The sequence below is a fragment of the Rhodanobacter sp. C05 genome (assembly GCF_002001165.1).
Taxonomy (GTDB): Bacteria; Pseudomonadota; Gammaproteobacteria; order Xanthomonadales; family Rhodanobacteraceae; genus Rhodanobacter.
The window spans coordinates 17322-39913 of the sequence record NZ_MUNQ01000022.1 but is presented as its reverse complement, the minus strand read 5'-3'; the positions used below and the strand labels follow the sequence as shown (position 1 = coordinate 39913).

The 22592-nt window shown below is 63.3% G+C and carries 23 protein-coding genes; 19 read left to right on the top strand and 4 right to left on the bottom strand.

Going from position 1 to position 22592, the window contains the following annotated elements; all coding sequences use genetic code 11:
- Positions 1–91: 91 nt before the first annotated feature.
- From B0E51_RS17240 to B0E51_RS17225, 4 genes are all read left to right on the top strand, one after another.
- Entirely contained in the window at positions 92–760 is a 669-nt protein-coding gene (locus B0E51_RS17240) for an NAD(P)H-binding protein (protein ID WP_077446121.1), read from the top strand.
- 76 nt (positions 761–836) lie between these two features.
- The gene (locus B0E51_RS17235) at positions 837–1610 is read left to right on the top strand and encodes a hypothetical protein (RefSeq protein ID WP_077446120.1); all 774 of its coding nucleotides are present in this window, start codon (positions 837–839) and stop codon (positions 1608–1610) included.
- Positions 1611–2303: 693 nt separating this feature from the next.
- Positions 2304–3080, top strand: coding sequence for an iron-containing redox enzyme family protein (locus B0E51_RS17230; RefSeq protein ID WP_077446119.1), 777 nt, complete (start codon positions 2304–2306; stop codon positions 3078–3080).
- A 68-nt stretch (positions 3081–3148) separates the two neighbouring features.
- Positions 3149–5908 (top strand): EAL domain-containing protein, encoded by a 2760-nt coding sequence (locus B0E51_RS17225; RefSeq protein ID WP_077446118.1) that lies wholly within the window; start codon positions 3149–3151, stop codon positions 5906–5908.
- A 19-nt stretch (positions 5909–5927) separates the two neighbouring features.
- Here the strand turns inward: B0E51_RS17225 and B0E51_RS17220 are convergent, their stop codons facing one another.
- Complete coding sequence (locus tag B0E51_RS17220; protein ID WP_077446117.1) at positions 5928–7727, bottom strand: aminopeptidase P family protein; 1800 nt, start codon at positions 7725–7727, stop codon at positions 5928–5930.
- 145 nt (positions 7728–7872) lie between these two features.
- Here B0E51_RS17220 and B0E51_RS17215 point away from each other — a divergent pair, with 145 nt between their 5' ends.
- The 11 genes from B0E51_RS17215 to truD all read left to right on the top strand — a co-directional run bounded on the left by B0E51_RS17215 (position 7873) and on the right by truD (position 17962).
- The gene (locus B0E51_RS17215) at positions 7873–9543 is read left to right on the top strand and encodes a CTP synthase (RefSeq protein ID WP_077446116.1); all 1671 of its coding nucleotides are present in this window, start codon (positions 7873–7875) and stop codon (positions 9541–9543) included.
- Positions 9540–10376 (top strand): 3-deoxy-8-phosphooctulonate synthase, encoded by an 837-nt coding sequence (gene kdsA, locus B0E51_RS17210; protein ID WP_077446115.1) that lies wholly within the window; start codon positions 9540–9542, stop codon positions 10374–10376. Before B0E51_RS17215 ends, kdsA begins: the two co-directional genes overlap by 4 nt.
- A 61-nt stretch (positions 10377–10437) precedes the next feature.
- Positions 10438–11736, top strand: a complete 1299-nt coding sequence (eno, locus tag B0E51_RS17205; RefSeq protein WP_077446114.1) for a phosphopyruvate hydratase — start codon at positions 10438–10440, stop codon at positions 11734–11736.
- A gap of 19 nt (positions 11737–11755) precedes the next feature.
- Entirely contained in the window at positions 11756–12088 is a 333-nt protein-coding gene (gene ftsB / locus B0E51_RS17200; protein WP_077446113.1) for a cell division protein FtsB, read from the top strand.
- Entirely contained in the window at positions 12085–12780 is a 696-nt protein-coding gene (ispD, locus tag B0E51_RS17195) for a 2-C-methyl-D-erythritol 4-phosphate cytidylyltransferase (RefSeq protein ID WP_077446112.1), read from the top strand. Before ftsB ends, ispD begins: the two co-directional genes overlap by 4 nt.
- Positions 12780–13247 (top strand): 2-C-methyl-D-erythritol 2,4-cyclodiphosphate synthase, encoded by a 468-nt coding sequence (gene ispF, locus B0E51_RS17190; protein WP_077446190.1) that lies wholly within the window; start codon positions 12780–12782, stop codon positions 13245–13247. The genes ispD and ispF overlap by 1 nt, the downstream gene beginning before the upstream one ends.
- A gap of 133 nt (positions 13248–13380) precedes the next feature.
- Positions 13381–14652 carry a toxic anion resistance protein gene (locus B0E51_RS17185; RefSeq protein WP_077446111.1) on the top strand — a complete coding sequence of 424 codons (1272 nt, stop codon included), beginning with the start codon at positions 13381–13383 and terminating at the stop codon, positions 14650–14652.
- 16 nt (positions 14653–14668) lie between these two features.
- Positions 14669–15043, top strand: coding sequence for a hypothetical protein (locus tag B0E51_RS17180; RefSeq protein WP_077446110.1), 375 nt, complete (start codon positions 14669–14671; stop codon positions 15041–15043).
- Between the two features lie 25 nt (positions 15044–15068).
- Entirely contained in the window at positions 15069–16040 is a 972-nt protein-coding gene (locus B0E51_RS17175; protein ID WP_168172670.1) for a heavy metal-binding domain-containing protein, read from the top strand.
- 2 nt (positions 16041–16042) lie between these two features.
- Entirely contained in the window at positions 16043–16858 is an 816-nt protein-coding gene (locus B0E51_RS17170; protein ID WP_077446108.1) for a heavy metal-binding domain-containing protein, read from the top strand.
- 90 nt (positions 16859–16948) lie between these two features.
- Positions 16949–17962 (top strand): tRNA pseudouridine(13) synthase TruD, encoded by a 1014-nt coding sequence (gene truD, locus B0E51_RS17165; protein ID WP_077446107.1) that lies wholly within the window; start codon positions 16949–16951, stop codon positions 17960–17962.
- Between the two features lie 58 nt (positions 17963–18020).
- On the opposite strand, the gene B0E51_RS17160 is transcribed toward truD, so the two are convergent.
- Positions 18021–18566, bottom strand: a complete 546-nt coding sequence (locus tag B0E51_RS17160) for a Smr/MutS family protein (protein ID WP_077446106.1) — start codon at positions 18564–18566, stop codon at positions 18021–18023.
- A gap of 140 nt (positions 18567–18706) precedes the next feature.
- On the opposite strand from B0E51_RS17160, the gene surE reads away from it, so the two are divergent.
- From surE to B0E51_RS17140, 4 genes are read left to right on the top strand one after another with little or no spacing between them, the layout of a single operon-like run.
- Positions 18707–19504: a 5'/3'-nucleotidase SurE gene (gene surE / locus B0E51_RS17155; RefSeq protein WP_077446105.1), complete on the top strand. Its 798-nt coding sequence runs from the start codon at positions 18707–18709 to the stop codon at positions 19502–19504.
- 3 nt (positions 19505–19507) lie between these two features.
- On the top strand, positions 19508–20188 hold the full coding sequence (locus tag B0E51_RS17150; RefSeq protein ID WP_077446104.1) for a protein-L-isoaspartate(D-aspartate) O-methyltransferase: 681 nt from the start codon (positions 19508–19510) through the stop codon (positions 20186–20188).
- A complete protein-coding gene (locus tag B0E51_RS17145; RefSeq protein WP_077446103.1) occupies positions 20188–20793 on the top strand; it encodes a VTT domain-containing protein in 606 nt (201 codons plus the stop codon). Before B0E51_RS17150 ends, B0E51_RS17145 begins: the two co-directional genes overlap by 1 nt.
- Before the next feature lie 53 nt (positions 20794–20846).
- On the top strand, positions 20847–21836 hold the full coding sequence (locus B0E51_RS17140) for a peptidoglycan DD-metalloendopeptidase family protein (protein WP_077446102.1): 990 nt from the start codon (positions 20847–20849) through the stop codon (positions 21834–21836).
- 34 nt (positions 21837–21870) lie between these two features.
- On the opposite strand, the gene B0E51_RS17135 is transcribed toward B0E51_RS17140, so the two are convergent.
- Both B0E51_RS17135 and B0E51_RS17130 read right to left on the bottom strand, forming a co-directional pair.
- Complete coding sequence (locus tag B0E51_RS17135) at positions 21871–22248, bottom strand: Mth938-like domain-containing protein (protein WP_077446101.1); 378 nt, start codon at positions 22246–22248, stop codon at positions 21871–21873.
- A gap of 11 nt (positions 22249–22259) precedes the next feature.
- Complete coding sequence (locus B0E51_RS17130) at positions 22260–22556, bottom strand: YhbY family RNA-binding protein (RefSeq protein ID WP_077446100.1); 297 nt, start codon at positions 22554–22556, stop codon at positions 22260–22262.
- Between the last annotated feature and the right edge of the window lie 36 nt (positions 22557–22592).

Here is a 22592-nt window from a genome sequence, read left to right as displayed (position 1 = left end):
ACGGGGCGTTTTTTTGCAACGAGCACGGCTCGGTTCGCGCGGCTACGATCTATCCTGTGGCTTGTCCAGGCGCGGCTCAAGGAATCGAAGCATGAACGTCTTGCTGTTCGGCGCAACCGGCATGGTTGGCCAGGGTGCGTTGCGCGAATCTCTGCTTGCCGATGACGTGGCGCTGGTGCAGACGATCGGCCGCACCGCGACCGGCCAGCAGCATCCCAAGCTGCGCGAGCTGGTGCATGCGGATCTGTTCGACTACAGCGCCATCGAAGCGGATCTCGTGAATTTCGATGCATGCTTCTTCTGCATCGGCGTGAGCTCGTCCGGCATGGCGGAAGCGCAGTACACGCGGCTTACTTACGAGCTCACCATGGCCGCTGCACAGACGCTGGCCCGACTCAACCCGCAGATGACGTTTGTCTATGTTTCCGGTGCCGGTGCGGATGGCAGCGAGGCAGGCAAGGTGATGTGGGCACGAGTGCGCGGACGGCTCGAAAATGCGTTGCAACGCCTGCCTTTCGAGGCGGTGTACGTGCTCCGTCCCGGCATCATCCAGCCGTTGCACGGCATCCGTTCCAAGACGGATTCCTATCGCTGGTTCTACCTGCTGGCACGACCTCTGCTGCCGCTGCTGCGCGTGCTGATGCCGAATAGGGTCTTGAGCACGCAGATTGTCGGTCGTGCGATGTTGGCCGTGGCTCGTCGCGGTGCGCCCAAGACTGTGCTGGAAACGGTGGATATCGGTGCGCTGGGGCGCGCATGACCGTTTGCTGTTGCACGAAACCAGATCGTGCCGGCCGTGGTCGGCTTTTTGTTCGCGCATGACTAGGGAGGGTTTCATGAAGCATGCTGCACTGTGGTTGATGGTTGCCCTGGGCTTGCTGGCGGCATCGGCGATACACGCCGATCCGGTTCCCGATCTGCGCAGCACGCTGACGCGCCTGCGCGCCGACCAGCCATTGGCCGCCATGGCGAGCGTGAGCAGCACGGTGCATGACAGCGACGACGCGGCTAAGAGCACGCATGCGCAGGTGCAGATCAGCGTGACGAGCGATGCGGAAGGTCTGCAGATGGGCTTTTCACCGGCCTTGCTGCAGCGTTCCGCGCAGGAAGCTGCAGCACATGCAAGAAACAAGGATGCACCCACGCCGATCGCGGATCTGCTGGGAAAACTCAGTCCGGTGAACGTGCAACCGATGCTGGACTTCGCACCCGAGCTGCAGCACAAGCTCGACGGCGCCACATTCTCCAGCCAGCGCGATGAGATGCATGACGGCAAGCCTGCGCATGTCCTGATGTTCGACGTGCCATTGCCGCCATCGGCCAGCAAGCAGATGACGATCAAGCACTACAGCGGGCAATTGAGTGTCTGGCTCGGTGCCGACGGCGTGCCGGTCGCAGTGAAAGAAACCGTCGAGATCAAGGGGCGCAAGATGCTGATCGGAATCGAGTTGGGCAGCACGTCCAGTTACGAGTTGCGTACCGTCGGAACGCGTCTGGTGGTGATGTCGCGGCACACCGAGGAATCACATTCCTTGTTCGGCAATGAGGGTGACAGCACGCTCGACGCAGTACTGACGCTGGCAACGGGCACGCCCAAGCCCTCCACTTGATGTATCCGCTGCCGCTCGCTGAGACGCAGAGGCCAGCCTGCGGCGACCTTCGGAATCCAGTCTGATCCCTCACGCTGTGGCGCAGGGTCAGCTGCGTGCTGCCTGTCATGTCTCACAGTGGATTCGGCGATGCTGTTCACTGCAACATGGCATCGAGTTTGTCGAACCGTGCTTCGACGCCGTAGCCGTGGCGTGACAACGGCGGGCTGTTTCTTTGTGATGTCGAACGTCTGCGCCAGCTCGTGACCGAGGTTTGGCCACTGCCGAGGCGCGTGAAGATGGCGCGACGAGTGGGCGTGGCGAACGCGGCGCCGAGTTGGCCGGCATCCTGGAAATCTGGTGGTTATTGCCCAGTTGACGGAGATGCCTTGTCGACGATCGGTTCAATGGCTGGAATGCAGCTGCCCGGAATGCGGCACGGTATCCAGACAGCAGCCCAGTGAAGCAGGACCTTCACTCTCGTGGCCGGCGGAGCGGCGTTACGCTGGTCGTCCATGGAACCACCGTTGGTTTCGAAATGCGGACGCCGGGAATCGTACGGACATCCAGTCCAGGCGGCACGACGCACGGAACACGAAATCCAGGATTTCCGGCATCACCTCCCGATGCCGGGGGATGGCTGGGCACAGGGGGCTCCCGTGCCAGTCAAGCAAGGCAGTAACCCACATGAAGTCCAACCGCGAGGAAAATCAAATGAACACGCATTTTGAACGTACCGGTGCATTGACCGAACTGACCAGCTACCCACAATGGGCCCAGGACATGGTGACCGATTGCGAAAGCACCAAGCAAAGCGTGGTGCGCCATGAGATGTGGGACATGATGAGGAAAGCCTCCCTCAGCCATGCGTCCACGACCAATTTCATGGTGGGCATCTGGCCTGTGATCGAGCGGTTTCCCGCCTACATGGCGCTGAGTCTGCTCAAGACCCGTTTTGGCCGCAGTCCAGGCGACAATCTTGCTCGACGCTGGCTGGTGCGTAACATCCGCGTCGAACAGAACCACGCCGAATACTGGCTCAACTGGGCCGAGGGTGCAGGTGTCTCGCGCGAGGAGGTTCTGCATGGCCGGGCGCCCCACGGTACCGGGACACTTGCCGACTGGTGCGAGGAGATCTGCACCGGAGGCAGCCTGGCAGCCAGCATCGCGGCCACCAACTATGCCGTTGAAGGAGCTACGGGAGAGTGGTCGCAACGCGTCTATGAGAGTAAAACCTATGCTGAAAGCTTTCCGGCAAAGGACCGGGTTGGCAGTTTGCGCTGGCTGCAGTTGCATGCAGCCTATGACGACACCCATCCCTGGGAGGCTCTGGAGATAGTCTGTACATTGATGGGCATGACACCGGCCGCCGACGAAGTGACACACATCGGTGACTGCATCAAGCGAAGCTATACCAGCATGCGTATCAGCATGGATCGCTGCATCGAGGCGCGTCGCTATCTGGAGGCGCTGAGCGAGGTTGCCGCCTGACAGATGCGGTCAGGGCAAGTTTGCGGGCATGCATCCTCAACGTATTGGCCATGATGGAAAGAGGTACGATGCGTAACGCGCAAACCACGCTGCAACGACCGCTGTCACGACGCCTGATGCCACTGGTGTATGCGTTGGTGGCGATGGTGGGGCTGATCCTGGCATTGACCTGGGGAGCCCTGCAGGTTCAGATCACTCTCGCCGGGTTCTTGAACGGCGAGAGTCTCTGGTCCAAGGCCCAGAAGCAGTCGGTGATCGATCTCGATGCTTATGCGGTCAGCGGCGAAGCTGCCGATCTCGCCAGTTTCCGGCGCAATTACGTCATCCTTGATTCCGATCGCTGGGCACGGGATGCCATTGCGTCAGGCAGCTTTGACCATGAAAAAGTGGTGCAGGCATTCAAGCGTGGCAGCGTGATACCCGCAGCCATACCCGGGATGATTTTCATACTCGATCATTTTCCTGCTGCGCCGCATATCAACGAGGCACTGCGGGCGTGGTACTCGACGGACGACGCGATTGCCGAGCTAGCTGACATTGCACGGCAAGTACAGGCTGCCCACGCGGGCACTGGCTTGTCGAATGTCGAACTGACTCGCCAGCGCGATCGAATTTATACGCTCAACAGTTACATCGGGCCGCGCACCAATATTTTCTCGGTCGAGATCGCGCGTGGCGCATCCTGGGTCAGTGAGATCCTGTTCGGCAGTGTATTGGGGGCGGCATGCATCGCGATGTTGCTGTGGCTGAGAATGGCGCGTCGCATCCTGGCCAGCGTACGCGGTACCGAGGAGCGCTACCGGCTGCTGTTCGACAGCGCGGCCGATGCGATCGTGATGGTTGATGAAACGACCGGTCGAATACTCGACGTCAACCGTACGGTATCGACATGGACCGGGCGTGATGCCAATGAGCTGATCGGTGACCGCTTCGTCCATTTGTTCGTGCAGTCGATCTCGGGGCAGCAAGCCGGTCGCGCAGCCACCAACGCACTGCTTGGACTGGGCGGGATCAAGCGCCCGGTGGAGACGCAGACGAGTCTCGCCACCTGGGGCGACCTGCCGGTACGCCAGGCGATCATCCGCGATATTTCCGAGCGCGTGGCGATCGAGCAGGAGCGCAGGGTCGCCGCCGAGGCGCTGGCCAGCATTGTCGAAGGCGTGATCATCGCCGACGCGGATCGCCGCGTGATCTCGACCAATGCGGCGCATACGGACATCACCGGCTTCACTTGCCAGGCGCTGCAAGGCAGACGTTTCGACGACAGTCGCCGCTTGCCCGATGGCAAGCCCCTGCCGAAGTCGATCTGGGAGGATATCGCCGCTGGTCGCAACTGGCTGGGTGAAGTGCAGAGCATACGCAGCGACGGCAGCAGCTATCCCGAACACCTCAGCATCAGCGCGATCCGCGACACGGACAATCAGGTGCTGTACTTCGTCGCGGTGTTCACCAATATCCACGAGGCAAAGCTGCATCAGCACCGGCTGGAGCATCTGGCACGGCACGATCCGCTGACCGGGCTGGTCAATCGTGCAGAGTTCGAGCGACGTTGCAGCGACGCGATCGCGATCGCCGAGCGCGAGCGGCTGGCAGTCGTCGTGCTGTTCATCGATCTGGACGCATTCAAGATCGTCAACGACAGCTACAGCCATGCGATAGGCGACCGCCTGCTGGTCAAGGTCGCCGATCGCATAAGCCGGCAGTTGTCCGAGAGCGATGTGGTCGGACGCATCGGCGGCGACGAGTTCACCGTGCTGATCAACCGGCTCAGTCTGCGCGAGGATGCGCGGGCGATCGTCAACCGGTTGCTGGCGACGCTGTCCGAGCCGCTGATCGTTGATGATTACGAGGTTGTCCTCAGTGCCAGTATCGGCGTGGCCGGCTATCCGCTGGACGGTATCGATTCGGCAACGCTGATCGCCAACGCCGATGCCGCGATGTATACGGCGAAGACCGAAGAGCGCAACACCTTCCGCTTCTACACCCCGATGATGCACGCCGATACCCGCCGGCGCCTGCAGCTGGCCAGCGAGTTGCGGCAGGCGCTGTCACGCAACGAATTCCATCTGCTCTACCAGCCCAGTATCGAATTGCGCACCGGGCGCATCGTGGCAGTGGAAGCGCTGTTGCGCTGGCAACATCCGGAGCGTGGCGAGGTGCTGCCCGGCGAGTTCATCCCGGTGGCGGAAAGCCTGGGCATGATCCGTCGCATCGACGAATGGGTGATGCAGGCGGTATGCGCGCAGATCCAGGTCTGGGATCTGGCCGGCATGCCGCCGATCCGCGTAGCGGTGAATATCTCGGCGCGCTGGTTCGGTCACCCGGCCTTCGTCGATGGCGTCAGCCGCACGCTGCAGTCGCGCCAACTGTCACCAAAGCGCCTGCTGCTGGAAATCACCGAGAGCGCGATGTTGCGGCTGGGCGACGATACCGAGCGCACCATGCGTACCCTGCATGGGCTTGGCATCGACGTGGCCGTCGACGATTTCGGTACGGGCTATTCGTCGATGGCCTATCTCAAGCTGCCGGCGGTGGCCTATCTGAAGATCGACCGCTCCTTCGTCACCGGTTTGCCCGGGAACGTCAATGATGCAGCGATTGCCGAGGCGATGCTGGCGATGTCCAAGAGCCTTGGCCTGATCACGATTGCGGAAGGTATCGAAACCGAGGCGCAGCATGATTTCCTGCTGCGCGCCGGCTGCGCCGAAGGGCAGGGTTACCTGTATTCGTATCCGCTGAAGGCGGACGAGATCCTGCACCTGCTATGTCCGAATCAGCCGCAGCTTCCGGTCAGCAAGCTCAGGCTGGTACCGCCCAAGCGCAGCTGAGCGCCGTCGTTGCTGTCGCCTACAACGGCGCGCAGTGCCGGTTCAGCCATTCCAGGTCGGCGTCGTCGAGCAGCGGACTGAGCGCCGCGCGCACGTTGGCGTGGTAGTCGTCCAGCCAGGCGCGCTCTTCCGGGTTCAGCAAGCCCGGTTCGAGGGCACGGCGGTCGAACGGGCACATGGTCAGTGTCTCGAACGCGTTGAACTCGCCGAACTCGGTGCGATCGGCTTCGATCACCACGACCAGATTCTCATGACGGATGCCGTGACGACCTGGCTTGTACAGCCCTGGCTCGATCGAGCTGATCATGCCCGGTTCCAGCGCCACCAAGGCACCCCCGGCGACCGGTGGCCGGATGCCGTGCGGACCTTCGTGCACATTCAGGAAATAACCCACGCCATGGCCGGTGCCGTGGCCGTAATCCATGCCGCTGGCCCATAGTGGCGCGCGCGCCAGTGCATCCAGTTGCGGGCCGCTGGCACCTTTCGGGAAACGGGCACGCGAGAGCGCGATCATGCCTTTCATCACCAGCGTCGCGTCGCGTCGCTGTTCCGGCGTGGTCTCGCCGAGTGCCATTACGCGAGTGATGTCGGTGGTGCCACCGAGATACTGGCCACCGGAATCGATCAGCAACAGACCCTCGGTCTGCAGTGTGCTGTGCGACTCCGGGGTGGCACGATAATGCGGCAGTGCGCCGTTGGCCTGGTAGCCGGCGATGGTGGCGAAGCTTTCGCCGACCCAGCCCGGCTGGGCCGAGCGTTCTTCGTGCAGCAGGGTGTCGACATCCAGTTCGGTTACCGTCATGCCGGCAGCGAGGCGCTGTTCCAGCCGGCGAAAGCCGCGCGCCAGGGCGGCACCGTCACGGCGCATCACGTCGCGGATGTGCTCGAGTTCGGCCGAGCTCTTGACCGCCTTGAATGCGGTGCTCGGGTTGGCCGCCTCGATTCGCGTGACGGCTGGTGCAATCGCCGCGGCGATCGCACTGACCACCCGACCGCTGTCCAGCAGCAGGTTGTCGGGTGTGCCCAACTCGTTCAGGGCTGAGCTGATCGATGCGTAGTCGGCGATCCCGATGCCATCGGCGGCCAGTGCGGCAACCAGGGCATCGCTGAGCTTGGCGCGGTTGACGAACAGGGTGGCGCGGCCACCAGGCTGCACCAGCAGATGGGCGAGGAATACCGGATTGCACTCCACGTCGCTGCCGCGCAGGTTGGTCAGCCAGGCGATGTCGTCGAGGCTGGACAGCAGGTGATGGGTGGCGCCGTGCCTGCGCATCGCGTTGCGCAGGCGAGTGAATTTGTCGCCGCGTGGAATGCAGGCATAGATCGGGTCGTGCTCGATCACGGGCGCCTGCGGCAGGGCGGGGCGATCGGGCCAGACCGCGCCGGGCAGATCCAGGTCGGTGCGCAGGGTGGCGCCGGTCTCGGCCAGTCGGCGCTCGATCTGTCGCTGGGTGGTCAGAGCCACACTGTCGCCGGCCACCGCCAGTACTTCGTCGTCGCGCAGATGCTGCTGCAGCCATTCCAGATGCTCGGCGGCGTGCGACACACGCAACTTCATCAGGGTGATGCCGCTGCCGGCCAGTTGCTGCTCGGCCTGCGAGAAGTAGCGCGAATCGGTCCACAGCCCGGCGTGGTCATGGGTGACGACCAGGGTGCCGGCCGAGCCGGTGAAGCCGGACAGCCACGCCCGTGCCTGCCAGTGCTCGGGCAGGTACTCGGACAGGTGCGGATCGGCGCTGGGGACAAGTACGGCAGCGACGCCGTGCTGCTGCATGGCCGCGCGCAGGGCGGCTAGACGGGCGGGGATGGGCGAGTTCATCCGGTCATGCTAGCAGGCGACCAAGCGCTGTTTCATCCGCCGTGGCGGCCGTGGACATGAACCAAAACGATGAAATATCCACTGCCATCTCGCAGCGGGACGCTTCTGCAGCTAAAATGCCTAATTTCCAGCACGGCTGCTTTCCATGACCCCCCTGATTTTCGTCACCGGCGGTGTGGTGTCCTCGCTTGGCAAGGGCATTGCTGCGGCGTCGCTCGCTTCCATTCTCGAAGCGCGCGGACTCTCGGTCACCATGATGAAGCTCGATCCCTATATCAATGTGGATCCGGGCACCATGAGTCCCTTCCAGCACGGTGAGGTCTACGTGACCGACGACGGCGCGGAGACCGACCTCGACCTCGGTCACTACGAGCGTTTCGTGCACACCCGCCTGACCGGCAAGAATTCGATCACCACCGGCAAGATCTACGACGCAGTGATCCGCAAGGAGCGTCGTGGCGATTACCTGGGCGCCACCGTGCAGGTGATCCCGCACATCACCGACGAGATCAAGCACTGCATCCACGAGGCCACCCGCGGTTTCGACGTGGCGCTGGTGGAGATCGGCGGCACCGTGGGCGACATCGAGTCGCTGCCGTTCCTGGAGGCGATCCGCCAGCTGCGGATCGAGCACGGTCCGGAGAAGGTGGTGTTCATGCACCTTACCCTGGTGCCGTATATCAAGGCCGCCGGCGAGATCAAGACCAAGCCGACCCAGCACTCGGTGAAGGAGCTTCGCTCGATCGGTATCCAGCCGGACATCCTGCTGTGCCGCTGCGAGCAGCCGCTGCCCGAGGGCGAGCGCCGCAAGATCGCGCTGTTCACCAACGTGCCGGAGAACGCGGTGATCAGCGCCGCCGACGTGGACATCATCTACAAGCAACCGCTGTGGCTGCATCAGCAAGGGCTGGACGACATCGTGGTGAAGAAGCTCGGCCTCGATGCGAAGCCGGCGGACCTGTCCGCATGGCAGCGCACGGTCGATGCCGTTGAGCACCCGAAGGGTGAGGTCACCGTCGCCATCGTCGGCAAGTATGTCGAGCACAAGGATGCCTACAAGTCGTTGGGCGAGGCGTTGCGCCACGGCGGCATCAAGCAGCAGACGCGGGTGAACCTGGACTGGGTCGATTCCGAACAGGTCGAGGCCGAGGGCGCTGCCAAGGTGCTCGGCAAGGCCGACGCGATCCTGGTGCCAGGCGGCTTCGGCAAGCGCGGTTTCGAGGGCAAGATCCTCGCTGCGAAATATGCGCGCGAGCATGGCGTGCCGTACTTCGGCATCTGCTACGGCATGCATGCCGCGGTGATCGACTTCGCCCGCCACGTGGCCGGTCTCACCGAGGCCGACTCCAGCGAGAACGACCGCAACACGCCGGATCCGGTGATCGCGCTGATCACCGAGTGGACTACTGCAGCCGGCGACGTCGAGCAGCGCAGCGACCGCTCCGACCTGGGCGGCACCATGCGCCTGGGTTCGCAGGAATGTCGCCTGAAGGCTGGCACGCTGGCACGCGAGCTGTATGGCCAGGATGTGGTGCGCGAACGCCATCGTCATCGCTACGAGTTCAACAACCGTTATCGCCAGCCGTTCGAAGACAAGGGGCTGGTGATCTCCGGCAAGTCGATGGATGACCTGCTGGTGGAGATGGTCGAGCTGCCACAGCAGCAGCACCCGTGGTTCCTCGCCTGCCAGGCGCATCCTGAATTCACCTCGACACCGCGCGATGGCCATCCGTTGTTCATCGGTTTCGTCCGTGCGGCGCGCGAGTTCAAGGCGGTGCGCGAGGGTGAACGGCTGGCACAGGAGTCGATCGCATGAAGCTGTGCGGTTTCGAGATCGGGCTGAACCGGCCGCTGTTCCTGATCGCCGGCCCGTGCGTGGTCGAGTCCGAGCAACTGCAACTGGATACCGCCGGCACGCTGAAGGAAATCACCGGCCGGCTCGGCGTGAACTTCATCTTCAAGTCCAGTTTCGACAAGGCGAACCGTTCCTCCGGTGACAGCTTTCGCGGACCGGGGATGGAAGAGGGTTTGCGCATCCTTGCCGAAGTGAAGCGCCAGATCGGCGTGCCGCTGCTCACCGACGTGCACGAATACACCCCGATGGATGAGGTCGCCTCGGTGGTCGACGTGCTGCAGACGCCGGCCTTCCTGTGCCGGCAGACCGATTTCATCCAGAAGGTGGCACGCGCCGGCAAACCGGTGAACATCAAGAAGGGCCAGTTCCTGGCGCCGTGGGACATGAAGCACGTGGTGGCCAAGGCCAAGGCCGTCGGCAACGACGAGATCATGGTGTGCGAGCGCGGTGCCAGCTTCGGCTACAACAACCTCGTTTCGGACATGCGCTCGCTGAGCGTGATGCGCGATACGAACTGCCCGGTGGTGTTCGACGCCACCCATTCGGTGCAATTGCCAGGTGGCCAGGGTGCCACCTCGGGCGGTCAGCGCGAATTCGTGCCGGTGCTGGCGCGCGCGGCGATCGCAGTCGGCGTGGCCGGCCTGTTTGCCGAGACGCATCCGGATCCGAGCAAGGCACTCAGCGATGGCCCGAATGCATGGCCGCTGGGCAAGATGGAAGCGCTGTTGGAAACCCTGATGGAGCTGGATGCCGTGACCAAGCGGCATGGCTTCCTGGAGCAGACCGTTTCCTGACCTGCCGGGCGCAGCGATGCGCTCTTTCACTATCATCACTACGAACGCAAACGGACACCGCATGAGCACTCTGATCACCCGCATCCACGCCCGTGAAATCCTCGACTCGCGCGGCAATCCCACGCTGGAAGCCGAAGTCACCTTGGCCGGCGGCAGCTTCGGTCGGGCTGCGGTGCCGAGCGGTGCCTCCACCGGTTCGCGCGAGGCAGTCGAACTGCGTGACGGCGACAAGACGCGTTATGGCGGCAAGGGCGTGAAGAACGCGGTGGCGAACGTCAACGGTGTGATCGCCGAAACGCTGAAGGGCTTCGATGCGGCCGACCAGAAGGGTCTGGACGCGAAGCTCATCGCGCTGGATGGCACGCCGAACAAGAGCAAGCTTGGCGCGAATGCGCTGCTGGGTGTATCGATGGCGGCGGCACATGCGGTGGCCGCGTCGCGCGACGAGCCGCTGTGGAACTACCTGTCGAACGGCAAGCCCGGTGCGTTGCCGGTGCCGATGATGAACATCATCAATGGTGGCGAGCACGCCGACAACAATATCGACGTACAGGAATTCATGGTGTTGCCCGTGGGCATGCCAAGCTTTGGCGAGGCGTTGCGCGCCGGCGCCGAGATCTTCCACGCCCTGAAGAGCGTGCTGAAAGGTCGTGGCCTGAGCACCTCGGTGGGCGATGAAGGTGGTTTTGCGCCCAATCTGCGCTCCAACATTGAAGCGCTGGACACCATCCTCGAAGCGATCCACAAGACCGGCTACAAGATCGGCGGCGAGATACTGCTCGGCCTGGATGCGGCCAGCTCGGAGTTCTACAAGAACGGCAAGTACGACCTGGCCGGCGAAGGCAAGCAGTACAGCTCGGCCGAATTTGTCGACCTGCTGGCGGGCTGGGCGAAGCAGTACCCGATCGTCAGCATCGAGGACGGCATGGCCGAAGGTGACTGGGACGGCTGGAAGCTGTTGACCGACACCATCGGCGATCGCATCCAGATCGTCGGCGACGACTTGTTCGTGACCAATCCGGCGATCTTCCGCGAAGGCATCGAGAAGCACATTGCCAACTCGATCCTGATCAAGGTGAACCAGATCGGCACGTTGTCCGAGACGCTGGAAGCGATTGCGATGGCCGATGCGGCGAAGTATTCCGCGGTGATCTCGCATCGTTCCGGTGAGACCGAGGACACCACCATCGCCGATATCGCCGTGGCCACCACGGCGACCCAGATCAAGACCGGCTCGCTGTGCCGCAGCGACCGCGTGGCCAAGTACAACCAGCTGCTGCGCATCGAGGAGCAGCTCGGTGCTGCCGCGCGTTATGCCGGTCGCGGTGCGTTCCCCAACCTGACCCGTTTGCCGGGCTGAACGGGAAGATCGCCACCCCATGTTGCGCTGGATTGCCCTGGTTCTGATCCTGATCCTGATCGGACTGCAGTTGAAGCTGTGGTCTGGCAGCGGCAGCATGCATGAAGTGGACAGCCTGCGCGTGGCGGTGAAGAAACAGACGGATGACAATGCCAAGCTGCTGCAGCGTAATCAGGCCGTCGGTGCCGATGTGCTTGATCTCAAGCACGGCGATCAGGCTGTCGAGGCGCGTGCGCGCACCGAACTGGGGCTGATCAAGCCAGGCGAGACGTTCTATCAGGTGGTCGAGCCACCGGCCAACGCCGGTAGCGCGTCACCGTCACCGGCGACATCGTCCACCGGTTCGCCATGAGCGCGCCGCTGCTGTGGTGTGTGGTGCCGGCGGCCGGGCGCGGCACCCGGGTTGGTGGCGATTGTCCCAAGCAATATCTGCCGCTCGGCGGACGTCCGCTGATCGAGCACACGCTGGAGCGGCTTGCCACACATCCGCAGATTGCCGGCCTGCTGGTGACGCTGGGGGCGACGGATGTGCATTGGTCCGGCATGACCACACTCCATGGCAAGCCGATACTCACGGCAGTCGGTGGTGCCGAGCGCAGTGACTCGGTCCTGGCCGGGTTGAATGCGTTGCCGGATAGCGTGGGCGCGGATGATTTTGTACTGGTCCACGATGCCGCAAGGCCCTGTGTGCGGCTGGCCGATATAAGCAAGTTGATCGGACTGGCCAGCACAGTGGATGGCGGTCTGCTGGGTGCGCCATTGCGCGATACATTGAAGCGCGCGGATACCACTGGTCGCAGCGGATTGACCGAGCCGCGCGACCAGCGCTGGCGCGCCTTCACGCCGCAGATGTTCCGTCGCGGCCCGCTCTCCGCGGCGTTGCGTGACGCGGCGCGGCGCGGGGTGAATCCCGGCGACGAGGCGATGGCGATGGAGCAGGCTGGCTTCGCGCCGCTGCTGGTCGAAGGTGCCGAGGACAATATCAAGGTGACCACGGCGGCGGATTTCGCGCTGGCCGAGTTCCTGCTTGCGAGGACAGCATGATGCGCATAGGTCAGGGTTTCGACGTGCACGCGTTTGGTGAGGGCGATCATGTCACGCTCGGCGGCGTGCGTGTGCCACATCATCGTGGGGTGGTTGCGCATTCGGACGGTGACGTGGTGATCCACGCGTTGTGCGACGCGATCTTCGGTGCGCTGGCGCTGGGTGATATCGGCACCCATTTCCCGCCCAGCGACGAACGCTGGCGCCACGCCGACAGCCGCCAGTTCCTGCGCCATGCGGCAATGCTGATGGCGCAGCACGGCTGCACGCTCGGCAATCTGGATGTCACTGTGGTGTGCGAGCTTCCAAAGGTCGGTCCGCATGCACAGGCAATACGCGAAAACCTGGCTGCCGATCTGCACTGCGATATCGGGCAGGTCAGCATCAAGGCCACCACCAGTGAGAAGCTCGGCTTCACAGGTCGCGGCGAAGGTATTGCGGCCTATGCCGTGGTGCTGCTGATATAACGTAGCTGGCGCCGAAGTCGATCATGAGTAAGATTCGATGCCAACCCGATGACCTCGTAGGGTCGTGATAGCGACCGGTTTGGGTCTGGTCGAATGTCAACTGCCGTTTGTATTGCCACGGAGGCCACACGCCATGCCGGTTACGCCTGAGAACAAGCCGCTTGATCTGTCGACGATAGATGATTTGGGACCGGCGACACCGGCACCCATGCCCTCGGCGTCCACGTCGCTGTCGACAGACACCGATAAAACAATGGCCGCCGCGGACGATCCGCGCTTGGTCGCGCAGCCGCGTCTGGAGCGGCTGGTCGAGATCGCCAACCTGAATCCGGACGAGCTCGCCGCTGCGAACCAGTCGGCGCAGCGCATCGATTTCCGCAAGACCAACTCGCTGCTGCAGCATGGTGACGATGTGCTGGCTGGCATCAGCGACGCATCGCGCCAACTGCTGACGGGCGTGCGCATGGGCGATGCTGGCGAGGTCGGACGGATTGCTGCGGCGGTAATCGATGGCGTGAAGATCCTGCGCATTCAGGATTTGCAGGCCGAAGCCGGCGGCAAGACAACGGCGCGCTCAGGCTTGTTCGGCAAGCTGCTGGGTGCGGTGGCCGATGCGCACACAGCATTCAAGGGTTTCCAGGAAAATCGCAAACAGTTCCTCGATCTGATGGATACCGAGCAGGCCAAGGCGCGCAAGACCAAGGCTGATCTCGGCGTCACCATCGAGCTGCTCGATCAGCAGGCCCAGGCCATTCGTGGCAGCTTGCACCAGCTTAAGATCGAAATTGCTGCCGGTCAGATCGCACTGGACCGTGGCGAAGACGAAGTCGAGGTATTGCGTCAGCATGCAATGCAGACGGGCGACCCGGGTGATGCGGCCGATGTGCTGGAATTTCGCGGTGCGCTGGCGAATTTCCGTGGCAAGGTGGCCGAAATGCGCGAAAGCTTGGTCGGTTCGGCGATGCTGATCCCGATCATCGGGCAGAACCGCAAAGCGGCCGAGACACGCATGATGAAGGTGTCCAACGGCATGCTGGTGGTCATTCCACGTCTGATGGCGGTGGCCTCGCAGGCGGTGGTGCAGGTGCAATTGCGCAATGTGGCCGATGAATCGGAAAAGCTGGACGAGGCGAGCCGGCAGATCACGCTGCTCGCGTCCAAGGGAGCGCACGATGCAGCGACCACGGCGGCCCGCAGCCTTGGCGGAGATCAGCGGAATATCGATGTGCTGGCTCAGGTAGCGGATGAAACTGTGCGCACCATGCACGAGGTGCTCGACATCGAGCGGGAGGTTGCAGCCGGTGACCGCGAGCGCGAGGCCAAGCTGGCCGAAGTGCGCAATCGACTGGTCAAGGGTATGCAGGGCGTGAGTCTGCGAGCATTTGAGCAAACCGCTCTGCATTGAGCGATAGGGGGTACGAGTGGACGGATTCGATACGCAGGCGGCATGGCTGCGGCGCTTTCAGTCGGACGCGGAAAGCAACCTGCACGCCTTCGCGCTGCGGCTGCACGAAGCAATGCCGGAACGGGTGACGATCCAGAAACACAAGGGCTTGTTTTCGCGTGCGACGAAGACCACCGGCGTTTCGGTCGAGATGGAGCAGAACCGCTACATGCTCGAACTGGTCAACGGTCGGCTCAAGGCGAGTATCGCGATGGTCGTGCGCGACATCGCAATCAGCACGAAGACGATCGATCCCGCTGAATGGTTCGCCACGCTGTCGGCTGAAACGCAGAAGGCATCGGAACATGCGAAGCGGCTGGCGCAGTCGCTGTCGGCCTTCATGGCCAGCTAGGGAAAACGGGCTAGGAGAAAACAGGATGGGGCTTTTCGATTGGCTCAAGCAAGGCAGTGATCCGGAAACCCGGGCAGCGAAAGAAGCCTCGGTACAGCGGCAGGCAGATATCCAGCAATCGCTGCGTGGCGGTCGTGTTCCTTCGGACATCGCCACTCGCCTCGAGCAAGCACGCACCGGCAAGCAGCCGTGGCTTGCCACGTTGACGCCGGCAGAGCTGTTGATCGCACGCTCGCACGGTTTGAAACCGATCGCGGCGATCTCAGCAACGTGCTGGCTGCATTACGGCTGGTCGTGGACGCAGGGCCATGCGCAAGGTTGGGAGGCGGCGCTGCAGCGTCTGCGTGCGGAAGCGCGCGCGTGCGGCGCAAATGCCGTGGTCGACGTGAAAATGCGCAGCATCGCGCTTGCTGTTAAGGACAGCATGGATTTCACCCTGGTAGGCACGGCGGTCAAGGTCGACGGCCTGCCGCCCAGCGACCAGCCGATCATCGCCACGGTGCCGGCGCTGGAATTCGTCAAGCTGCTCGCCGCCGACATCGTACCGACCGGCATCGCGATCGGTGCGCATTACGAATGGATGACCGACTGGCGCAACGGCGCGAAGATGACCTGGATGGGCAATGTCGAATCGCGGCCGTTGAGCCAGCTGTGGGAAACAGTACGTCAACGAGCGCATGCGGAATTGCGCAAGCATGCCGCGAGCCAGGGCAATGGCGTGCTGGCACACATCAATTTCAGCCAGATGTTTGAGCGCGAGGTCGACAAGCAACCCACACAATATCTGGGCAGGCACATTGTCGTTGCCACCGTGGTCGATGTGCCGCGCACGCAGGGCTCGCAAGGGTATGTACGTGACCATGGCCGTTCCGGCGATACGGTGTCGGCGCAGGAGTTCAAGATGGTCGTCGATATCCACGCGGGGAAGACACCGCTCACCGGCACGACGCGCCATCACCAAGCCTATTATTCCAATGATGAAGAGGGAGCGATCTGAATATGTCCAGCCAAATTCCAGCCTACGCGCAAGAGCGCTTGAAGGGTCTGCGTTCGTCCGCCCATTCGACTGGCGTGTTCACCTCGGATTTCAGCGTCAATGAGTTCCTGCTAGTGCGCAAGGCCGGCTTCGAGCCGATCGGCTTGTGCGTTGGCACCTGCGTCTATCACGTCGGCATCCAGTACGGCAGCTGGAAGAAGAACGAGGAGCTGCAGGTACTGTCGAAGGCGATGTATCACGCCCGTGAACTGGCGATGGCACGCATGCGCGCCGAGGCGCAGGCGATGAACGCGGATGGCATCGTCGGCGTCAAGCTGACCATCAAGCGGCTCGAGTGGGATGAAAATCTGCTCGAATTCATCGCCATCGGCACCGGCGTGGTGCATGGCGATGGCCACAAGGGATTCCGTGCTCACGACGGCGGCCCGTTCACCTCCGATCTCTCCGGGCAGGATTTCTGGTCACTGCTGCATTCAGGCTACCGGCCGGTGGAGATGGTGATGGGTTCGTGCGTGTATCACGTCGCTCACCGCGGCATGTTTGCCGCGATGGGCTCGACCGGACAGAACGTCGAGTTGGAGAACTTCACCTCGGCGATGTACGAGGCGCGCGAAATCGCCATCGAACGCATGCAGCACGAAGCCTCAGCGGCGAAGGCGGAAGGTGTGGTTGGCGTGGACATCCATGAGGGCAGCCACGGCTGGCAAACCCATGTGATCGAATTCTTCGCGATCGGTACGGCTGTGCTGCCGCTGGATCAGGAAATCGCTCCAGAGAAGATCGCCGACCCGATCATGGTGCTTTCGGTCAACGACTAGGCAAGAATACGTGGGTTCCGGGCTGGAACATCCTTCGTTATCCGATTACCACCAGCACTGGCGATGGTTCGCTCAGCCGGAATATGCCGCATGCCTGATTCGTTGACCTTGCCATTCGCCCACGGTGGCCCGCCACTGCGCGGCCAGCTGCGCGCCTCGCCGGAGGATTTCCAGGTTGATGAGATTCTTGGCTACGACGCCGATGGCCAAGGCGAGCACGCGCTGTTGTGGGTGGAGAAGCGCGGTGCGAACACCGACTGGGTAGCACGCGAGCTGGCGAAGTTTGCCGGCGTATCGCAGGTCGCAGTCGGTTATGCCGGGCTGAAGGATCGCCATGCGGTCAGCCGGCAGACGTTCTCGGTGCAGCTGGCTGGCAAGCCCGATCCGGACTGGTCGGCGTTTCCACATGCAGACGTAAAGGTACTGGCGGCGACACGGCATTCGCGCAAGCTGAAGCGCGGCGCGTTGCGTGGCAACCGCTTCGTGCTGGTTCTGCGCGGAGTGCAGGGCGACCGTGATGCGGCCGAGCAAGTGCTGCGGCAGATATCCGCGCGCGGTGTGCCGAACTACTACGGCGAGCAGCGCTTCGGTCGCGAAGGCGGCAACGTGGCGCAGGCGCGGGCGATGTTTGCCGGGCGTCGGGTCGAGCGCGACAAGCGTTCGTTCCTGCTGTCGGCCGCACGTTCGCAGATCTTCAACAGCGTGCTGGCAGTGCGGGTCGAGCGCGATGCGTGGGACAAGCCGCTGGATGGCGAGATCTGGTCGCTGGCCGGTTCACGTTCGTGGTTCGGGCCGGAACCATTTACCGAGGTGCTGGCCGAACGATTGGCGCGTGCGGACATCCATCCCTCCGGTCCGTTGTGGGGGCAGGGTGAGCCACCGACGCAGGGCGAAGCCGGTGTGCTGGAGCGCGAGATTGGCGCTGTCTTCAGTGATCTGGCCAAAGGCGTGGCTGCGGCGCGCATGGATCAGGAACGTCGTCCCTTGCGTCTGCTGCCCAAGGATCTGAAGTGGCGCTGGCTGGGCCACGATGCGCTGGAGCTGTCGTTCGAATTGCCGGCCGGGGCCTATGCCACCGTGGTGGTACGCGAGCTGGCACAGTAGGAACGCACCCTCTGCACGAAAGGTTCGCGAGAGATCGACCGGGTGCATCGGGTCGACATCAGCCCTTCAGCAAAACCACCACCGCGCCGGTACCGCCCTGGGCCGGCCGCGCCGAGGCAAAGGCGATCACGTCGTCGCGCCGACGCAGCATCCGGTCGGTGAGGTTTTTCAATACCGGCCCGGCGGCTTTCGAGCGCAAGCCCTTGCCGTGCACGATGCGTACGCAGCGCAGTCCGCCATGCTTTGCCTCGGCCAGGAAGGTGACGATGCTGGCCTGTGCGGCGGCGGCATTCATCTGGTGCAGGTCGATATCGTCCTGCACGCTGAACTGGCCGCGCTTGAGCTGACGCAGCAGCTTCGGCGAGTAGCCGTCGCGCAGGTAACTCAGCTCCTCGCCCACTTCCAGCGTGGCCGGATCGAATGCCATCTGCAGCAATTCGCCGGGTACCGCCGCCTCGTCGGCTTCCAGCATATGCGGGTGGGGCTTCGGTTTCGGCGCAGCCGGTGATGGCTCGACGTGGTCGAACTGGCGCACGTCGCCGATCGCCTCGCGAAACAGGCGGCTGTCTTGATCGTCGATGGGAACAGACGTGTGGCGCTTCATGCCGCCATGGTAATGCGCGATGCCGGTCGCGGCATGCCCGGCGCATGTGAATCCACCGGGCCGCTACGGTAGACTTCGGCAGATGGAGCGCGGAGGGGACCACTGGCTGCGCACCCGCAAATACCCTCTAACGGATCAACATGCGAGTTTTGGTAAGTAACGATGATGGCGTGGATGCACCGGGCATCCGCGTGCTGGCCGAGCGTCTCGGTGCGGTGGGCCAGGTGACCGTGGTAGCGCCCGATCGCGACCGTTCCGGCGCCAGCAATTCACTCACCCTCGATGCACCGCTGCGTGTACTGCCGATGGGCAACGGTTATTACCGTGTAGCTGGTACGCCGACCGATTGCGTGCATCTGGCGCTGGCCGGATTGCTGGCCGAGGAGCCCGACATTGTAGTGTCCGGCATCAACAACTCGGCGAACCTCGGTGACGACGTGATCTATTCGGGCACGGTGTCCGCCGCGATGGAAGGGCGTTTCCTCGGCCTGCCGGCGATCGCGGTGTCGCTGGTCAGCCAGGATCACAAGGGTGTGCATTACGACGCGGCCGCCAACGCGGTGTTGCTGCTGATGCAGCGTCTGCTGGTCGATCCGCTGCCGGCCGACACGATTCTCAACGTCAACGTGCCGGACCGGCCGTGGGCCGAGATCAAGGGCTTCGAAGTGACGCGGCTGGGGCGGCGTCATCGCGCCGCGCCATGCATCAAGCAGACCGATCCGCGCGGCCGGCCGATCTGGTGGATCGGGCCACCCGGTGAAGTGGACGATGCTGGCCCCGGTACGGATTTCGATGCCGTGCAGCGCGGGTTTGTTTCGGTGACGCCGATACACGTCGACCTGACCCGTTTCCAGGCGCTGGAGAAGGTCAGCAGCTGGATGCAGGCACTCAGCGACGACATGGCAACCGGCCAAACTACCCACGATGAGGCCGCTTGAGCGATGACTCCCTATCCACTGCCGGCCGCGGATCTCAAGGGCGAGGGGATGACCTCGCAGCGCGCGCGTGACCGCCTTGCGAACAGCCTGAAAGAAGAAGGCATCCGCGACCTGCGGGTGGTCGATGTGATCCGCAATACGCCACGTCATCACTTCATCGACCAGGCCCTGCATTCGCGTGCCTATGAAAATACCGCGCTGCCGATCGGCCATGGCCAGACCATCTCGCAGCCGTGGGTAGTGGCGCGGATGACCGAAGCATTGCTCGAGTTCGGTATACCGCAGAAGGTGCTGGAGATCGGCACTGGCTCCGGCTACCAGGCTGCAATACTGGCTGCGCTGGTACCGCAGGTGTTCACGGTGGAACGGATCGAGGAGCTGCTGCGCCAGGCGCGTCGCCGTTTCCGCCAGCTCGGCCTGACCAACCTGCGCTCGCGCTACGACGACGGCAAGCTGGGTTGGCCGGATGAAGCGCCATTCGACGCGATCATCCTGACCGCTGCCGGTGACACCATTCCCACACGGATTCTCGACCAGTTGAGTCCTGCCGGCGTACTGGTGGCACCGGTCGGCTCGCCCAGCCGGCAGACGCTGATCCGCATGCGCGGCGACGGACAGGGTGACTTCATCCAGGAGGAACTTGGCGCGGTCAGCTTCGTGCCGCTGCTCGGGGGGATTGGTTGATGCGCCTGTTCGGAACGCTTTATGCGCGCGCGCTGGTGTGGGCACGCGCGCCACGCGCGGTGTATTACTTGTGTGGGCTGAGTTTTGTCGAAGCCTTCATCTTTCCGGTCATGCCCGAAGTCATGCTTGCGCCGATGATGCTGGGCAAACGGCACAAGGCGTTTTTCTACGCCAACATCTCGCTGCTGTTTTCGCTGATCGGGGCGCTGGTCGGCTATGCGCTGGGGCACTGGGCCTACGAGGCGGTGAAGCCGCTGTTCAGTCCGCACATGCAGCAGACCGTCACGATCTGGGTGGAAAACCTGCGCACCGACATGAATCAGCATTGGCTGGCCATGCTGGGGGCGCTGATGCTGGCTGCACTGCAGCCGGTGATTCCGATGAAGTTCGTCACCTGGGCCGCTGGCATTGTCGGGGTGCCGTTGCTGCCTTTTCTCGCCTGCATTGCGGTGGGCCGGGGCAAGCGGGTATGGCTCCTGGCGTTGCTGATCAAGCTGTTCGGCGAGCGTGCAGAGCGCATGTTGCACAAACATATCGAATGGATCGGCTGGGCCGCGCTGGTGCTGCTGGGCCTGCTCCTCGTGTGGTGGCTGTGGCCGCGTTGATTGCCAGCTAGCTGGCGGAGCGACTCTGCATGAAAAAGCTGTTCCGCCTAGTTATGCTGACGCGCATGGATCGAACTCTTCAATGGTTGATGACAGCGACGGTGTCCCTGTTGCTGGCTGCCTGCGGCACCATGCGCAGCTCGGTAGTAGTCGAACCGGCACCGGGCAGCAGCTACGGTCAGGGCAACACGACAGTGATGCCGGCGCGCACGCCGATTCCCGGTGGCAGCTATGAGGTGGCCAAGGGCGACACGCTGTATTCGATCGCCTTCCGCAAGGGCGTGGACTTTCGCGATCTGGCGCAGTGGAACGGCATTGCCGCGCCGTACACGATCTGGCCAGGGCAGCGGCTGACGCTGTCGCCGTCCGGCAAGCCCATGGCTCGCGCCACGTCGGTGCCCATGCCTGCACATGTCAGTGTGGCGCCAGCGGTGGCAGCGGCACCGGTCTTCGAGCCGGTGACGGCGTCGCCATCCACACCTGCAGCCGCCACGACCACACATGTCGCCACAGCGTCGCCGACAGCGCCTGTGCCATTGCCGTCAGCGCCGAAGCCGCCACAAACGGTGACAGCATCCGCCACAACGGTAGTGCCGGTGGCGGGCGTGCCTGCGCCGGCTGCTGTACCGCCACCGGCGGCCCCGGTGGCCAGTGGCCCTGCACGTGCCGTCAGCGGAGTGAACTGGCGTTGGCCGGCCGACGGCAGTCTGGTCAGCCGTTTCCAGAGTGGTGATGCGATTCCCGGCATCGAGATCGGCGGCAGGCAGGGTGATCCGGTACGCGCCGCTGCCGATGGCATGGTGGTTTACAGCGGCAACGGCCTGGTCGGGTACGGTGAGTTGGTGATCATCAAGCACAACGACAGCTTCCTGTCTGCGTATGGTCACAACAGCAAGCGGCTGGTGAAGGAAGGGCAGCGGGTCAGTGCCGGTCAGCAGATTGCCGAGATGGGTTCCACCGGCGCCACGCGCAACGAGTTGGAGTTCCAGATCCGCAAGGACGGCAATCCGGTCGATCCGCTGGGTTATCTGCCATCCCGCTAGGGTAGTCGTGCAAGGTGGCGAAGACGATCGGCGATCAGCCGGGCGGCAGGATGAATCCGGCCACCACGCGTCGGCCTTCACCCGCCAGCAGGTTGTAAGTGCGCGCGGCGGCGGCGTTGTCCATCACTTCGATGCCGACGCCCTTGCGCAGGAAGCCTGCCACGAATGCGGCAGCCGGAAACACCTGGCGCTCGCCGGTTCCAAGGATCACCAGCTCCGGCTGCAAGGCCAGCAAGGCTTCGACATGGCTGGCATCCAGTGCGGCAGCTGTATCGACCTGCCAGTGCTCGATGGCCCGGTCCGGTGCCAGCAGGAAGCTGTCGTTGAGTTCGCGATCGATCAGGGTGACGCTGCGGGCGCCGACGCGGCGCACGAACAAATAGCCTTCGGGACGGTCGAGTGACAGGTCCATCCGGCAGCCTCTCAGCGCGGCAGGGCGATTTTCGGCTCGTCGTCGTTGCGACGGAACAGCACCACAACATGGCCGATCTGGTGGACTTCTTCGGCCTTGGTGCCATCGACGAGCACGTCGATCTGCGCCTGCCGTTCATCCTTGTCACCGCCGGAAAGCTTCACCTTGACCAGTTCGTGGATATCCAGCGTCAGGTTCAGTTCCTTGACCACAGCCGCTGAGGCCCCCTTGTTGCCAAGCAGGATGAGCGGGCTCAGATCGTGGGCGAGGCTGCGCAGATAACGGATCTGCGAGGAGGAAAGGGCCATGCGGTGGTGCTCGATTCGCGGTAAATGAACGCCAAA

Coding starts and splice junctions, on each gene's coding strand:
- B0E51_RS17240 (WP_077446121.1), top strand. CDS start 92: ATGAACGTCTTGCTGTTCGGCGCAACCGGCATGGTTGGCCAGGGTGCG.
- B0E51_RS17235 (WP_077446120.1), top strand. CDS start 837: ATGAAGCATGCTGCACTGTGGTTGATGGTTGCCCTGGGCTTGCTGGCG.
- B0E51_RS17230 (WP_077446119.1), top strand. CDS start 2,304: ATGAACACGCATTTTGAACGTACCGGTGCATTGACCGAACTGACCAGC.
- B0E51_RS17225 (WP_077446118.1), top strand. CDS start 3,149: ATGCGTAACGCGCAAACCACGCTGCAACGACCGCTGTCACGACGCCTG.
- B0E51_RS17220 (WP_077446117.1), bottom strand. CDS start 7,727: ATGAACTCGCCCATCCCCGCCCGTCTAGCCGCCCTGCGCGCGGCCATG.
- B0E51_RS17215 (WP_077446116.1), top strand. CDS start 7,873: ATGACCCCCCTGATTTTCGTCACCGGCGGTGTGGTGTCCTCGCTTGGC.
- kdsA (WP_077446115.1), top strand. CDS start 9,540: ATGAAGCTGTGCGGTTTCGAGATCGGGCTGAACCGGCCGCTGTTCCTG.
- eno (WP_077446114.1), top strand. CDS start 10,438: ATGAGCACTCTGATCACCCGCATCCACGCCCGTGAAATCCTCGACTCG.
- ftsB (WP_077446113.1), top strand. CDS start 11,756: ATGTTGCGCTGGATTGCCCTGGTTCTGATCCTGATCCTGATCGGACTG.
- ispD (WP_077446112.1), top strand. CDS start 12,085: ATGAGCGCGCCGCTGCTGTGGTGTGTGGTGCCGGCGGCCGGGCGCGGC.
- ispF (WP_077446190.1), top strand. CDS start 12,780: ATGCGCATAGGTCAGGGTTTCGACGTGCACGCGTTTGGTGAGGGCGAT.
- B0E51_RS17185 (WP_077446111.1), top strand. CDS start 13,381: ATGCCGGTTACGCCTGAGAACAAGCCGCTTGATCTGTCGACGATAGAT.
- B0E51_RS17175 (WP_168172670.1), top strand. CDS start 15,069: ATGGGGCTTTTCGATTGGCTCAAGCAAGGCAGTGATCCGGAAACCCGG.
- B0E51_RS17170 (WP_077446108.1), top strand. CDS start 16,043: ATGTCCAGCCAAATTCCAGCCTACGCGCAAGAGCGCTTGAAGGGTCTG.
- truD (WP_077446107.1), top strand. CDS start 16,949: ATGCCTGATTCGTTGACCTTGCCATTCGCCCACGGTGGCCCGCCACTG.
- B0E51_RS17160 (WP_077446106.1), bottom strand. CDS start 18,566: ATGAAGCGCCACACGTCTGTTCCCATCGACGATCAAGACAGCCGCCTG.
- surE (WP_077446105.1), top strand. CDS start 18,707: ATGCGAGTTTTGGTAAGTAACGATGATGGCGTGGATGCACCGGGCATC.
- B0E51_RS17150 (WP_077446104.1), top strand. CDS start 19,508: ATGACTCCCTATCCACTGCCGGCCGCGGATCTCAAGGGCGAGGGGATG.
- B0E51_RS17145 (WP_077446103.1), top strand. CDS start 20,188: ATGCGCCTGTTCGGAACGCTTTATGCGCGCGCGCTGGTGTGGGCACGC.
- B0E51_RS17140 (WP_077446102.1), top strand. CDS start 20,847: ATGCTGACGCGCATGGATCGAACTCTTCAATGGTTGATGACAGCGACG.
- B0E51_RS17135 (WP_077446101.1), bottom strand. CDS start 22,248: ATGGACCTGTCACTCGACCGTCCCGAAGGCTATTTGTTCGTGCGCCGC.
- B0E51_RS17130 (WP_077446100.1), bottom strand. CDS start 22,556: ATGGCCCTTTCCTCCTCGCAGATCCGTTATCTGCGCAGCCTCGCCCAC.